The organism is Kribbella sp. NPDC056861, from assembly GCF_040687575.1.
Lineage (GTDB): Bacteria > Actinomycetota > Actinomycetes > Propionibacteriales > Kribbellaceae > Kribbella.
Window position 1 is genome coordinate 408,810 of sequence record NZ_JBFBNQ010000007.1, and the last position, 11,743, is coordinate 420,552.

Here is an 11,743-nt window from a genome sequence, read left to right on the forward strand (position 1 = left end):
GGCCCGCGCCGCCTCCGCGCCCGCTCGCTCCTCCGTCGCTCCCAGCTCCGGCTACTGCAGATACCTCGCGCAGCGAATGGCTCGAGCGGCAATCAGGTCGACCAAGCGCTGCGGTAGCGAACTGCCAAGAGCCTGCACCGCTGGATCGGCGGCAGCAGTAGCAAACGCATCTGGTACCGCCGCGATGACTCTGTCGGCGCGGTTGCGAACGACGTCTTCAGGCAACTGCAGTGCTGTCGCAAGATGCTTCCAAGGGCTGTTGCCGGGGTTGACTCGATAGTCACTGCCGAACTTCATCGCGAGCCGCAGCTTCTGTTCTGCAATGCCATAAGGCAAGGCCGAGGCGACGTCGTAGAACGGGGCGAGCCTGACTTGGTCTCCTGACAGCAGCAGCGAGTAGTTCTTGGCGTGGGCGTCGGTGCCCGCGATCGCCCAGTTCCATACCAGGGCATCAAGGAAGCTCTCGGTGGCCGCCTGGGCAACCGACCTCGGCATGATCCGCTGGAACAGAGTTGCGATGTCACGCAGGCCCGGGCCGCCCTCGTTCTGGTACTTGCTGCCAGGGTGCACGTTGAGCGCCTGACACAGATCTTCCTGATGAACGCGGATCTGCCGGTCGTCCTGGATGAGGCGGTCGTAGCGTCGTACGACGATCGCGCTCTGGTCCTCGAATCGTTCGATCCGGGTCTGCACCGCACGCAGGCCTGCGACGCGCATGGCGGACAAGCAGATGTGCTCGTTGAGATCGTGGTCGTCGAAGCCGATGATCGCCGGCTTGAGGATGTGCGAGGTGGCCACCGAGCCGTCCGGCTGCCCCCAGCGCTGCCCGTCGAAGAACAGGGCCGTCTTCGCCTGAGCACCGGCCAGACTGAATCGTCCGGTCCGGCTCGCGCCCAGCCAGGCGGTGGTGTCGTTCTGAAGATCGCGGAGACGCTGGGCCACCTGAGCCTCGGTGAGCCAGTCGATCTCGGTCAGCGGCTGATCGGCCCGAATTGACTCCACTCGGTCCGGCGGAACCAACCGGACTGCCCCCGGGCAGTCCTCGCCCAGCGGCGTGGAGAGCAGAGAGAAGGCCGAGTTGGCGGACACATGGAACTCGCGGGCCCACCGATTCAAGACAGCGTCGCTATCGGGTAGCAACCCCCAGAGCCACGGCGCGATCTGCTTGTCGCTGTGCACAGCGATCTGGGTCGGCATCGAGACCGAGACCGGCGCGACCGGCTGGTCCTTGGCGACGTAGTCGGAGTCATAGGTAAAGGTCAACGTGCCTGTGGTGGTGCGACTGACGGTCCCGGCGACTTCCTGTCCCAACAGCAATTTGAGGTCAGCCATGGTCGTGGTGGTCTTCCTCGTACTGATCGAGCACGGAGTCGAGATCGATGGGGTCGGGTCTGTCTGAGGATGCAGCCGGCTCGCTGGTTCGTAGCTCCAGGACGATCCCCAAAGCGGCGATGACAGCCAGGACTCGGCCGAGCTCGACGGTGGGCTTGCCTGCCTCGAACTGGGTCAACCACGGCCTGGACACGCCCGCGCTCTTGGCCAACGACGCCTGAGTGAGCCGCATCTTCAGGCGCTCGCCGCGCACTGCCGCGCCAAGAGCCTGCGGGGTACGAATCTCCATCGCTGGCCTCCTGGTCGCCGTACGGTTACCAAAGTTGTTCGTAAGCGTACGGCTACAAACCGAAGATGTAAACGTACGGCTACGCGAGGAAGCGGCTGATTGGTCCAGCGAACCGACCCGGTGATAGGACATTCAGATGAACTCAGCCCCGACGCCCAGCTGGAGAGTCACCGGGATCGGTTGGGGTAGCGGTGGCGCTCGCCTGGAGTGGGCCGACATGAGCGGTGCCCAGCAGACCACCGCGTTGGAGCTCGGCTCCGGCCTCTCCTTCGTCTTCGGTGAAGACCGCAGGTGCATCGGGATCTGGCGGTCCGGTCGTCGGATCGCTTGCTCGATCCAGGTGCTGCTGCCCGCATCCGGGCGCAGCTCGCAGTGTGCCGATTGCCACGCCATGGAGCGGTCCAACTCGATTGCGACCGACACCCGGCTCGACGATCCGCGGCAGTTCTCCGTCTACCTCGCGCATCACGGCAGCGTCGTCAAGGTCGGGATCACGGCGGCTGATCGGGGCGAGGCGCGGTTGCTGGAGCAGGGGGCGTTGGCGTCGGCGTTCATCTCCACCGGGAGTCTGCTCGGGGCTCGGCGGATCGAGAATCTGCTGATCACCAATCTGGGGCTGCCCGATCGGGTGAGTACCGTCCGCAAGCGCAAGGCGAGGGTCGAGCCGGGGACGGTGGCCGAGCGGGCAGCCAGGTTGCGAGAAGTTGCTGGGCGGATAGCTGACCTGGAATGGCCTGAGGGGCAGGAGCGGCGCGAGGTGAAGGTCAGCGATCACGCGGCGTCGTACGGGCTGACGGACGAGGGCCTGTACGCCGATGTCGAGCTGCGGACGCCGACCCCGGGCAGCGTCATCAGTGGGCGGATCGTCTGCACCATCGGGCCCGACGTGTACGTCGAGACCGCCGGTGGGCTCGCCTTGGTCGACACTCATGTGCTGTCCGGCTGGGCGCTCGGGCGCGCGCCGGCGGACGCAGTACAGACTGTTCCGCTCGACAAGCTCGAACCGCCGCCGCGGCGAGACGAGCAGGAGGCACTGTTCTGAGCGGTGCGAGACTGGGCGCATGAGTGTTGAGATCCGCCGCGCGGATGACCGGTTCCGGACCCAGTCCGACTGGCTGGACTCGCGGCACTCGTTCTCGTTCGGCCCGTACTACGACCCCGCCAACGTCGGCTTCGGCCTGCTGATGGCGCACAACGACGAAGTGGTTGCCCCGGGCACCGGATTCGACGCGCACCCGCACCAGGACGTCGAGATCGTCACCTGGGTACTGCGAGGCGCGCTGCTGCACCAGGATTCCGAGGGGCACAGCGGGATCATCTACCCCGGTCTGGTCCAGCGGATGAGCGCCGGCAGCGGGATCCAGCACTCCGAACGCAACGACGCCGAAGAGCCGGTTCACTACGTGCAGATGTGGGTCCGGCCAGGCGAGTACGACCTCAAACCGTCGTACCAGCAGTCCGAGGTCGGCGACCGTCTCGCGACCGGCGAGCTGGTGCCGATCGCCTCCGGTCTGCCTGAGCACAAGACCACCGCGGCGGTCACCATCAACCAGAACCGCGCAGGCCTCTCCGCCGCCCGCCTCGCCCCCGGTCAGTCGATCCAGCTCCCGCAGTCGCAACACGCCCATCTATTTGTTGCGCTAGGCAACCTTCAGCTGGAAGGCGCCGGCGACCTCGGCGAGGCTGACGCCGCCCGCCTCGCCACCGCCGACGGGCAACGCGTGACGGCCGGCGCGCAGGGCGCCGAAGTACTCATCTGGACGATGACCGACTAGTAGTAGCCGGTTTCGCCGTCCAGGAGTTCTCGGATGGTGTCGAGATGCCCGATGTGGCGGGCGGTTTCCTCGAGCATGTGCAGGAGCATCCAGCGCAGGGTTGCCTGGGCGGAGCCGAAGTCGGGGTGCTTGCCGGTGTCGTCGAGGGAGTGGGCGGCGACGATCTCGTTCGATCGGGCGCACTGGGCCTCGAAGTCGTCGAGGAGCTTCGACAGGGGGATGCCGGGGACGATCATGTCGGCGTCCTCGGGCTCTTCCTGGAACTGTGGGTTGCCCTCGAAGGACTCGCCGAGGAAGAGCACGTTGAACCAGCAGTGCTCGGTCCAGCGCATGTGCGAGACCAGGCCGGCCGCGGTCATCAGTGGCGAGGTCGGCAGGACGGATCGCTGCTCGTCCGCCTCGGCGAGGCCCTCGCACTTCCAGCGCACCAGGGCTCGTTGCTGGTCCAGCCAGCCGACCAGCTGGGTTCTTTCATCCGCTACGAACGGCGGGCGCTCCCGTGACATCGTCATGCGGCTGCACGCTAACGCCTCAGCGGTGCAGCCGCATGACAATTAGTTCAGGGTCAGCGGCCCTGGAGGGACTTGACGGTGTCGCCGAAGGTCCAGTTCTTCGAGCCGTCCCAGTTGATCGACCAGGTCATCAGGCCCTTGAGCTGCCCGTTGAAGCTGTTCCACGACTGGGACACCAGGGACGGGGACATGTAGCCGCCGCCGGCGCCGGGCTGGGCCGGGAGGCCGGGGACCTGCTTGTCGTACGGGACGCGGATGGTGACGCCCTGGATGACGAGGCCGTTGTTGAGGCAGGTGGTCTGGGCGACGAAGCCCTGCACCGTGCCGGCGGAGTACGAGTCGCCGGAGCAGCCGTACATGCTGCCGTTGTAGTACTGCATGTTCAGCCACCACAGCCGGCCGTTGTCGGCGTACTTCTTGATGATGGGGAGGTACGAACCCCAGATCGAGCCGTAGGTGACGCTGCCGCCGGTGACGTAGGCGGTCTCGGGGGCCATCGTCAGGCCGAAGTTCGACGGCATCTGGGCCAGTACGCCGTCGATGATCCGGATCAGGTTGGCCTGCGAGGGCGACAGCTGGTTGATGTTGCCACTGCCGGACAGGCCGGTCTCGATGTCGATGTCGATGCCGTCGAAGTTGTACTTCTTCAGCAGCGGTACGACGGTCGCCACGAACCGGTCGGCGACGGTGGACGAGCTGAGGTCGATCCCGGCGGTGGCGCCGCCGATCGACATCAGGATGGTCTGACCGGCCGCCTTCGCCGCGCACATCTCGGCCGGGGTGGCGACCTTGACGGTCGAGTCCATACCGTCTTCCCACTTGACCGTGCCGTCGGACAGGATCACCGGGAACGCCGCGTTGATCACGTTGTAGCCGTGCTGCCCGATCCGCGCGTCGGTGATCGGCGTCCAGCCGAACGGCGGGTGGACGCCGTTGGAGGCGCCGTCCCAGTTCTCCCAGTAGCCGTGCAGCACCTTGCCGGCCGGCCGGGACTTCACCGCGCAGGTCGTCGAGCCCGGGGGCGGCGTGGTGGGTGGGGTCGTCGGGGGAGTGGTGGGTGGTGTGGTCGGCGGGGTCGTGGGCGGCGTGGTGGGCGGAGTAGTCGGCGGCGTCGTGGGTGGTGCGCCGTCGCAGGCGCCGAGGTCGAGCCACAGCGACGGGACCGCGGCCGGGTTCCAGCCGGCGCCGGGATGCGCGGTGTGCGCGGACCGCGCCTCGTACGACCGGTTCTGGTAGGTCACCTTGGCGCCGACCGCGTACGTCGTACCCTCTGCCCAGGCCGGTCCCGTACAAGCTGCCTGTACTGCGGACTGCTGCGCCTGGGCTGCCACCACCCCGGCTGAGGCGAGGAGCAACCCGGTTGCGATGGCGCTCGCGAGTGCAACGCCGACCCGTCGATTCATGGCCACTCCTCGGCTAGATACGTAACGACCTTACGTATCTTCAAGGTAGGCGCTGGGCCTCCGTCTTGCTACGACATGTCGGAAACCCGCCACGGTGCAGCCGGGTGCATCGGCTGCACCGTGACGGGGTGCCGCGCTGTGGTTGCGGCAGCGGTCAGGCGTACTGGTTGCGCCAGGAAGGCTGGACGCATCCGGTGACCGTGCCGGTGGGCTTCCGCAGGCAGAACTGGATCTCCATCCGCACGATGCGACGCTGGGAGGTCCAGCCGTCCATCGCGATCAGGCCGCCGTCCGTGCAACCGGTGTTGTCGCCTTCCCACGGCGTCCACGCGCTGACGGAGCCGTCGCCGAGGATGACCCGGCCGCGCATCATCGCGGCGTACCCGTCGCCCTGGCCGCTACCGTCACAGTGGTCGTGCACCTCGAAGTAGAACGAGGCCCTGTGGATGCTGCTGAAGGTGATCTGCCCGGCGTAGGCATAGCCATAGCCGCTGGGAGACGCCGACGGATCCGTGCGGAGGTATGGCACCGAGGCGTCGGCGGCCGCCGTTTGGGTGCCACCGGCAACCATCGCCGCGACTACCGCCAGCCCGGTGACGATCCGGCCCACCCTGGACCGGCTCATGCGCGCAGCACGCGACGCGGTCCGTCGACGCAGCCGAACGCGGCGAAGCCGTGCTTACCGGGCTGCCCCGAGACGCCGTCCACCGGCACCCAGCGGTTGTCGTTACGGCAGTCGGTGTAGCTGCGCCCGGTCCGCAGACCGCTGCAGCCGAGGTCGACCAGCGTCTTCCCCGCGCCGACGAAGTAGTCGGCCGTGGTCGAGGTCGGCGTACGGAACAGGTAGATGCCGGTGTTGGTCGTGTACAGGCAGTCGTAGATCGGAGCCGCCTGAGCCGGCCCGGTCGCCAACACGGTGCCAGCTCCGGCCACTACCAGCGCCACCGAGGTGCTCAGCAAACGTTTCATGTTCATGGGTCCTCCGTCTGGGGCGTCGAGACGACCTCACGCCATCCCGTGGCGCCACGATCACCCTCCCGCGCCCCGGCGACCGGCTTCTCGATCGAAATCGATCAGCCGGCGGCCGCGGGGGCGCAGTACCAGGAGCACGAAAAACGGGACTGCGGCCGCTCGGTGGGCGTGGTACCGCCGTTCGGCGGGATCCGGAGCTGCTCACTGCGCTTGGCTGTTCCGGTACATGGACTTGCCTGAACGGGCCTGAACAGGGACGGATGAAACCCTCTTTGAGACCCTTTCGTCTTGCTGACGTGGTAGCGATTCGATGCGACTTGCACTGTCAGTTTGGGCGCAGATCTGTCCTCGCGACGAGCTGGAGCCTGAGCCGGGGGCATCCCGCGCCTTGTAATCGACCGCTAGTTGCCCGTGGTGCATAGGGCCGCTGCGTTCACACGAGCAGCAGGCTGCCGTCAATGACACGCGGTTGCAGCTAACTGCAATCAATAAAGATTGACCCCTTAATATTTGTTAACGTATCGTAAGTGACTTGTAATAAAACTGATAAGTAATCGGCTTACTGTGATTCGCCCATTAAGGAGTAAGCGTCGCATGCGCGTTAACAAGACCCCTATTCTAGTGGCTGCCACGACAACTGCTGTTCTCTGTCTCGGAGCATCTAACTCGTTGTCTGCTTCTGCGGCCACGCCTTCTGCGCCAACGAATAATGGCCAGACTGGGGTGGTCAATTCAATCCAAGGCGTCGGATTGCCTTATACTTTCACGGCGTCCGGCCTCTCAGGTGGCAGCGGTGGCGTTCAGACGCCGGTGTTCAGCACCAACGCAACGGGTCGGTTGTGCGTGGATCCGAACCTCAAAACGACCCATAATGCAAGCGGCGGGTCGAGTCGAAATAACGAAGACTTTCGAGTCGAGATCTGGCAGGACAACTCGATCAGCGACAGCAAGAGGATCACCTTGCAGTTCACGGGCACCAGTCAGCCGAAGAAATGCACACCTGGATTCAAGACGAATCAGAACCACTTTGTAAAGATCATCAAAAATGTATTCATTGAAGGCCATCTAATGGGTGGAGATGGGATTATTAGCTACTCGTGAGAGCATCTACCTTCGTTTTACCAGCAGCGGTGCTTGCGGCTCTCCTTCTTGCGTGGACGTTATGGAGATTGAATCTCTATAGCAAGCACCAGAACTTGAATGGAGCTCGGAGGCTGGCGCTGACTGTTCTAGGCCTATGGATGGCAGGCTTGTTACTTGCAACGCTTGGAGGTAGGCCGCGTGATGCCGGAAGTGGTGTCTATTTTAACTGGCAGCCGTTCGCCACGCAGGTCGTGGTAAGCGAGATTCTCGCGAACTTCTTTCTGTTCGCGCCTCTCGGTCTGTTGATCTCTTGGGTATTCCCGCGTGCCTTTCGCCAGGTTCTGGTATTGAGCGGAATAGTGGCATTGTTGATTTCAACTACCCTGGAAATCATTCAGGCGTATACGTCACTCGGCACGGCGGGCGACATCACCGATGTTCTGTTGAACGTAAGCGGATGCTGCCTTGCGGCGGTACTGGGGGCGATCTTCTATCGGTGGGCTCAGATTGATTCATTAGATGTGACTGCGGTAGATGCTCACAAATAGCACTGCTTGCATGTAGTGGCGGACAGGTTGCGTGAGGCGCCCGTGTGGCGTGGTGGATACCACACCACACGGGCATACCGCATCGCCTCAGCGAAATCACGCAAAACCACCCCGGAAGTCGGGGTCTCGCCCTCGGCTCTCAGGGCTTCATGTGTACGCCTGATCGGTCTAGACCTCCTTCAGTTCGGCGCTAAGTCGGAGGGCGAGCCGCTTGATTGAGTGCGCGGCGTCCGTAATGCCGGCGTCCCAACCGTTCTCGAAGGCGCGCGCGTTCCAGAGCAGCCAATAGAGAAGGCTCACTCGTCTTCCAGCCACTCAACACAGGCAGAATCTCGGTGATAGCCGTGAAGGCAGGCGCGGCCGGTGGTCGGGTTGATGCCGTCGCAGGGGTCCACCGAATGCAGAACGGGCCAGCCACGGGCATCCGGTTCAATGCCGTTGACCTCAGGCTCTTAGCACCTTCCCCATCGATCGTGTTCATACGGTAACGCTAGGTATGCGTCTACGGGGCGCCAGGAACGCCGCCCTGACCCTGATTGCGGAGCCTCAAGACTCCACCGAAGCCTCACAGTCAATCCGGCTCCTGAACGACTGCCGGACCGCGTTCGGGACCGCGCGTGCGCTGCCGTCAGCAGTGATCGTGAATCGGCTCCGTGCTGACGACGAGTCGCTCTGGGCGGAGACGCCTGCGCCGGGAGGCATCACCGTTCGGAGGCTTGCCGCGATGCTGAGGGAGTACGACATCACTCCGAAGAACCATCGGTGGGAAGACGGCTCCCAGTCCAAGGGTTACCTGCGAGATGACTTCGTTTGCACTAGCGCTCGGTCTGCGTCAGGGCGAGGCGCTCGGTCTCAAATGGTCAGACCTGGATCTTGACGAGGGCGTTCTACAAGTCCGACGCAGCCGCAACAAGCCTCACTTTGCTCACGGCTGCACCGATAAGCCATACGGACGAAAGGCTGCGGGTCGCTGTTCAGCACGTGTGTCCACGCGCCCAGGCGCTGCCCCAACGAAATCCCGAGCAGGAAGGAGAACAATCGGCCTGCCTGATGAATTGGTGTCGATCCTGCGCGCCCACCAGGTGCAGCAACTGGCAGAGCAGGTTGCAGCCCGGCAGCTCTGGACTGATGAGCAATGGTTGTTCGCAACTCGCACCGGAAAGCCACTGAATGCGCGCACGGATCACCAAGAGTGGAAGGACTTGCTCAAGGCGGCAGGAATCCGCACAGGACGGCTGCACGATGCCAGGCATACGGCAGCGACAGTGATGCTATTGCTAGGGATCCCCGAGCGGGCCGTGATGGATGCGATGGGCTGGGCAACGACCGCGATGGCCAAGCGATACCAGCACATCACCGCGCCGGTACGCCGTGACCTCGCATCTCGCGTCGGTGGCCTGCTGTGGGCCACGTCAAGCGGGCAAGAGGGGAGCGAAGGGGGTGAGGACGGCAGCGCCGGGCAGCTCGATTCGGCCTGATCAAAGGCCACGTTGAGACCCTCGTTGAGACCCTCCGGGGGCGGTAGCTCTGTCGCCCCCGTTTCACGCTCAGATAGGCCCCACAAAAACGGGACTGCGGCCGCTCGGTGGGCGGTCGCAGTCCCTATCAGGAGGTGCTCCGCCGGCCCCGGGGGGGGGAGTAGGGACGGCGGAGTTCGGGGGGTCAGCCGGTCGGGTTTCCGTTGTCGGAACCGAGCTTCGACTTGACCGTCTGGGCCTTGCCGTTGCGGGTGAAGTTGATGGTCACCTCATCGTCCGGGCGGTGCGAGCGGACCGCGGCGACCAACGCGTCCCCTGACGCGATCGCCTTGCCGTCGATCGCGGTGACCACGTCACCGCTCTTCAGGCCGGCCTTGTCCGCCGCACCGCCGGACGTCACCTCGCCGATCGTCGCTCCCTGCTGGAACGCGGCCGAACTCTGCGCGTCGCCGACGGTCACTCCGAGCCTCGCATGCGTGGCCTTGCCCTTGGCCACCAGCTCGTCGATGATCGGCTTGGCCTGGTCGATCGGGATTGCGAAGCCCAGGCCGATGTTGCCGCCTTCGGATTGTCCCGATCCTCCGGCGGTCTTGATCGCGCTGTTGATTCCGACCACTTGGCCGGCGAGGTCAATCAGTGCGCCACCAGAGTTTCCCGGGTTGATGGCGGCGTCGGTCTGGATGGCCGGGAAGACCGTCGTGCTGTTCTGCTCTTCGCCGCCCGAGGTGACCGGGCGGTTGAGCGCGGAGACGATGCCGCTGGTCACGGTCGCCTCCAGTCCGAAGGGTGAGCCGATCGCGACGACGCCCTGGCCGACCCCGAGGTTGCCGCTCTTGCCGAGCACGGCCGGGGTCAGGTCCTTGGCGTCCGCACGGATCACCGCGAGGTCGGTCAGTGGATCGGTACCGACGATGGTCGCGTTCAGCGTCCGGCCGTCGTTCAGCATCACCTGGATCTTGCCGTTGCCGGCGCCGGCCACCACGTGGTTGTTGGTGACGATCAGGCCGTCCTTGCTGATCACGATGCCGGATCCGGTCGCCGCGCCCTGGGAGGTCGAGACGCCGATCTTCACCACACTCGGCAGCACCTTGGAGGCTGCGTTCTGTACTGAGCCGTCCGGCGCCGAGACGGGAGCCGCCTGGCCACCGTTGAGCGGAGCGGTCACCGACGTACCCGAAGTACTGGAGTCGTTGGTCGCCGAGTAGACAGCGGCGCTGCCGATACCTCCGGCTGCACCGACCAGCAACGCGGTGGCTGCCACCAGAGCCAGACCGCGCCGCTTTGGCGGCTTCGGGGGCTCAGACTGGGCCGGTTGCGGGCCGAACGGCCAGTTCGGGCCCGGCGACGCCCCCTGATGCGTCCCGGACATCCCGAACTGCCCGCCCTGTTGGTAAGCACCGCCACCGCCCGTGGGGTGCTGCCCTGGCCGCTGCTGCCCACCCTGCGGCGCGTACTGCTGCTGGGGGTGCTGGCCGTAGCCACCCATCGGCAGCTGCTGCGTCCGCTCTGGTGAGCCCGAACCGAACGACGGGGTCTGCGGAGGGTGCTGCGCGGACTGGTTTCCGTACGTCGAACCCTGCGCCGGAGTGTCGTCACCGGGCTGGTTCTGCGGCTGGGGCGGCTGGTTCTCGGTCATGGGTCAACCATGGCGGCCGGACCTGAGAGACCGCTGAAGATCCCGTCAGAGCTGCCGAAGAACTCCATGAAGATCTGCTGAAGACGCCCGGACCGGAGGCTCGGAGACAACTGAACGAAAATCTCACCCGACGGGGCTAGATTTTCCGTCCCGAGGTGGCTAGTGTTCCTGGTGTTGCACAGAAAGAAGATCCACCGAGAGAAGGGAAGGATTTCCATCATCAGGATCGCCCTACGGAGGTGGTTCTCGGTTACGCAGTACGGGATCGAAGGCTGGAACGTCAGCCAGTAGATGGTGAAAAGTCCAAACCCAGGGCCCCGGCGCTATGCGCCGGGGCCCTCGACACGGAGGTGGCATGCCCCCAGAACAGCACCAGCAGATGGAGCAGATGTTGATCGACCCGGACGACCGCACAGCGCACTTCGACGACGAGGACTACCCCGCCTTCACGATGGGCCGGGCCGCCGAGATGCTCGGCACCACACCCGGTTTCCTGCGCAGCCTGGACGAAGCGAAGCTGATCACGCCGCAGCGTTCCGACGGCGGCCATCGCCGCTACTCGCGGTACCAGCTCCGGCTGGCCGCGCGAGCCCGTGAGCTGGTGGACAACGGCACTGCCCTCGAGGCGGCCTGCCGGATCATCATTCTCGAGGACCAGCTGGCCGAGGCCCTGCGGATCAACTCCGAACTCCGTGGAGACGAAGCGCAGAGCTGA

Annotated in this window: 14 protein-coding genes; 7 read left to right on the forward strand and 7 right to left on the reverse strand. The window is 65.0% G+C overall.

Going from position 1 to position 11,743, the window contains the following annotated elements:
- Positions 1-51 precede the first annotated feature (51 nt).
- Positions 52-1,332 carry a HipA domain-containing protein gene (locus AB0P21_RS33655; protein ID WP_363702044.1) on the reverse strand — a complete coding sequence of 427 codons (1,281 nt, stop codon included), beginning with the start codon at positions 1,330-1,332 and terminating at the stop codon, positions 52-54.
- Positions 1,325-1,621, reverse strand: coding sequence for a helix-turn-helix domain-containing protein (locus tag AB0P21_RS33660; protein WP_363702046.1), 297 nt, complete (start codon positions 1,619-1,621; stop codon positions 1,325-1,327). Before AB0P21_RS33660 ends, AB0P21_RS33655 begins: the two co-directional genes overlap by 8 nt.
- 136 nt (positions 1,622-1,757) lie before the next feature.
- Here AB0P21_RS33660 and AB0P21_RS33665 point away from each other — a divergent pair, with 136 nt between their 5' ends.
- On the forward strand, positions 1,758-2,663 hold the full coding sequence (locus tag AB0P21_RS33665; RefSeq protein ID WP_363702048.1) for a DUF2797 domain-containing protein: 906 nt from the start codon (positions 1,758-1,760) through the stop codon (positions 2,661-2,663).
- 19 nt (positions 2,664-2,682) lie between these two features.
- Positions 2,683-3,396, forward strand: coding sequence for a pirin family protein (locus tag AB0P21_RS33670; RefSeq protein ID WP_363702050.1), 714 nt, complete (start codon positions 2,683-2,685; stop codon positions 3,394-3,396).
- On the opposite strand, the gene AB0P21_RS33675 is transcribed toward AB0P21_RS33670, so the two are convergent.
- The 4 genes from AB0P21_RS33675 to AB0P21_RS33690 form a co-directional block, all read right to left on the reverse strand.
- Positions 3,393-3,908 (reverse strand): DinB family protein, encoded by a 516-nt coding sequence (locus tag AB0P21_RS33675; RefSeq protein ID WP_363702052.1) that lies wholly within the window; start codon positions 3,906-3,908, stop codon positions 3,393-3,395. The two genes, AB0P21_RS33670 and AB0P21_RS33675, sit on opposite strands and share 4 nt — an antisense overlap.
- Before the next feature lie 53 nt (positions 3,909-3,961).
- Positions 3,962-5,311, reverse strand: a complete 1,350-nt coding sequence (locus AB0P21_RS33680; protein WP_363702054.1) for a glycosyl hydrolase family 18 protein — start codon at positions 5,309-5,311, stop codon at positions 3,962-3,964.
- 154 nt (positions 5,312-5,465) lie between these two features.
- On the reverse strand, positions 5,466-5,936 hold the full coding sequence (locus tag AB0P21_RS33685; RefSeq protein WP_363702056.1) for a hypothetical protein: 471 nt from the start codon (positions 5,934-5,936) through the stop codon (positions 5,466-5,468).
- A complete protein-coding gene (locus AB0P21_RS33690; protein ID WP_363702058.1) occupies positions 5,933-6,280 on the reverse strand; it encodes a hypothetical protein in 348 nt (115 codons plus the stop codon). Before AB0P21_RS33690 ends, AB0P21_RS33685 begins: the two co-directional genes overlap by 4 nt.
- A gap of 597 nt (positions 6,281-6,877) precedes the next feature.
- On the opposite strand from AB0P21_RS33690, the gene AB0P21_RS33695 reads away from it, so the two are divergent.
- The 4 genes from AB0P21_RS33695 (at position 6,878) to AB0P21_RS33710 (ending at position 9,392) form a co-directional block, all read left to right on the forward strand.
- On the forward strand, positions 6,878-7,384 hold the full coding sequence (locus tag AB0P21_RS33695) for a hypothetical protein (protein ID WP_363702060.1): 507 nt from the start codon (positions 6,878-6,880) through the stop codon (positions 7,382-7,384).
- Positions 7,381-7,914 carry a VanZ family protein gene (locus tag AB0P21_RS33700; RefSeq protein ID WP_363702062.1) on the forward strand — a complete coding sequence of 178 codons (534 nt, stop codon included), beginning with the start codon at positions 7,381-7,383 and terminating at the stop codon, positions 7,912-7,914. Before AB0P21_RS33695 ends, AB0P21_RS33700 begins: the two co-directional genes overlap by 4 nt.
- 496 nt (positions 7,915-8,410) lie before the next feature.
- The gene (locus AB0P21_RS33705) at positions 8,411-8,791 is read left to right on the forward strand and encodes a DUF3631 domain-containing protein (protein WP_363702064.1); all 381 of its coding nucleotides are present in this window, start codon (positions 8,411-8,413) and stop codon (positions 8,789-8,791) included.
- A complete protein-coding gene (locus AB0P21_RS33710; RefSeq protein WP_363702066.1) occupies positions 8,715-9,392 on the forward strand; it encodes a site-specific integrase in 678 nt (225 codons plus the stop codon). The genes AB0P21_RS33705 and AB0P21_RS33710 overlap by 77 nt, the downstream gene beginning before the upstream one ends.
- A 184-nt stretch (positions 9,393-9,576) precedes the next feature.
- Here AB0P21_RS33710 and AB0P21_RS33715 read toward each other — a convergent pair whose 3' ends face one another.
- Positions 9,577-11,028, reverse strand: coding sequence for a trypsin-like peptidase domain-containing protein (locus AB0P21_RS33715; RefSeq protein WP_363702068.1), 1,452 nt, complete (start codon positions 11,026-11,028; stop codon positions 9,577-9,579).
- A 355-nt stretch (positions 11,029-11,383) separates the two neighbouring features.
- On the opposite strand from AB0P21_RS33715, the gene AB0P21_RS33720 reads away from it, so the two are divergent.
- Positions 11,384-11,743, forward strand: coding sequence for a MerR family transcriptional regulator (locus tag AB0P21_RS33720; RefSeq protein WP_363702070.1), 360 nt, complete (start codon positions 11,384-11,386; stop codon positions 11,741-11,743).

Excerpts from the sequence above, each read along its gene's own strand:
- AB0P21_RS33655 (WP_363702044.1), bottom strand. The coding sequence starts at position 1,332 with ATGGCTGACCTCAAATTGCTGTTGGGACAGGAAGTCGCCGGGACCGTC.
- AB0P21_RS33660 (WP_363702046.1), bottom strand. The coding sequence starts at position 1,621 with ATGGAGATTCGTACCCCGCAGGCTCTTGGCGCGGCAGTGCGCGGCGAG.
- AB0P21_RS33665 (WP_363702048.1), top strand. The coding sequence starts at position 1,758 with ATGAACTCAGCCCCGACGCCCAGCTGGAGAGTCACCGGGATCGGTTGG.
- AB0P21_RS33670 (WP_363702050.1), top strand. The coding sequence starts at position 2,683 with ATGAGTGTTGAGATCCGCCGCGCGGATGACCGGTTCCGGACCCAGTCC.
- AB0P21_RS33675 (WP_363702052.1), bottom strand. The coding sequence starts at position 3,908 with ATGACGATGTCACGGGAGCGCCCGCCGTTCGTAGCGGATGAAAGAACC.
- AB0P21_RS33680 (WP_363702054.1), bottom strand. The coding sequence starts at position 5,311 with ATGAATCGACGGGTCGGCGTTGCACTCGCGAGCGCCATCGCAACCGGG.
- AB0P21_RS33685 (WP_363702056.1), bottom strand. The coding sequence starts at position 5,936 with ATGAGCCGGTCCAGGGTGGGCCGGATCGTCACCGGGCTGGCGGTAGTC.
- AB0P21_RS33690 (WP_363702058.1), bottom strand. The coding sequence starts at position 6,280 with ATGAAACGTTTGCTGAGCACCTCGGTGGCGCTGGTAGTGGCCGGAGCT.
- AB0P21_RS33695 (WP_363702060.1), top strand. The coding sequence starts at position 6,878 with ATGCGCGTTAACAAGACCCCTATTCTAGTGGCTGCCACGACAACTGCT.
- AB0P21_RS33705 (WP_363702064.1), top strand. The coding sequence starts at position 8,411 with ATGCGTCTACGGGGCGCCAGGAACGCCGCCCTGACCCTGATTGCGGAG.
- AB0P21_RS33710 (WP_363702066.1), top strand. The coding sequence starts at position 8,715 with ATGACTTCGTTTGCACTAGCGCTCGGTCTGCGTCAGGGCGAGGCGCTC.
- AB0P21_RS33715 (WP_363702068.1), bottom strand. The coding sequence starts at position 11,028 with ATGACCGAGAACCAGCCGCCCCAGCCGCAGAACCAGCCCGGTGACGAC.
- AB0P21_RS33720 (WP_363702070.1), top strand. The coding sequence starts at position 11,384 with ATGCCCCCAGAACAGCACCAGCAGATGGAGCAGATGTTGATCGACCCG.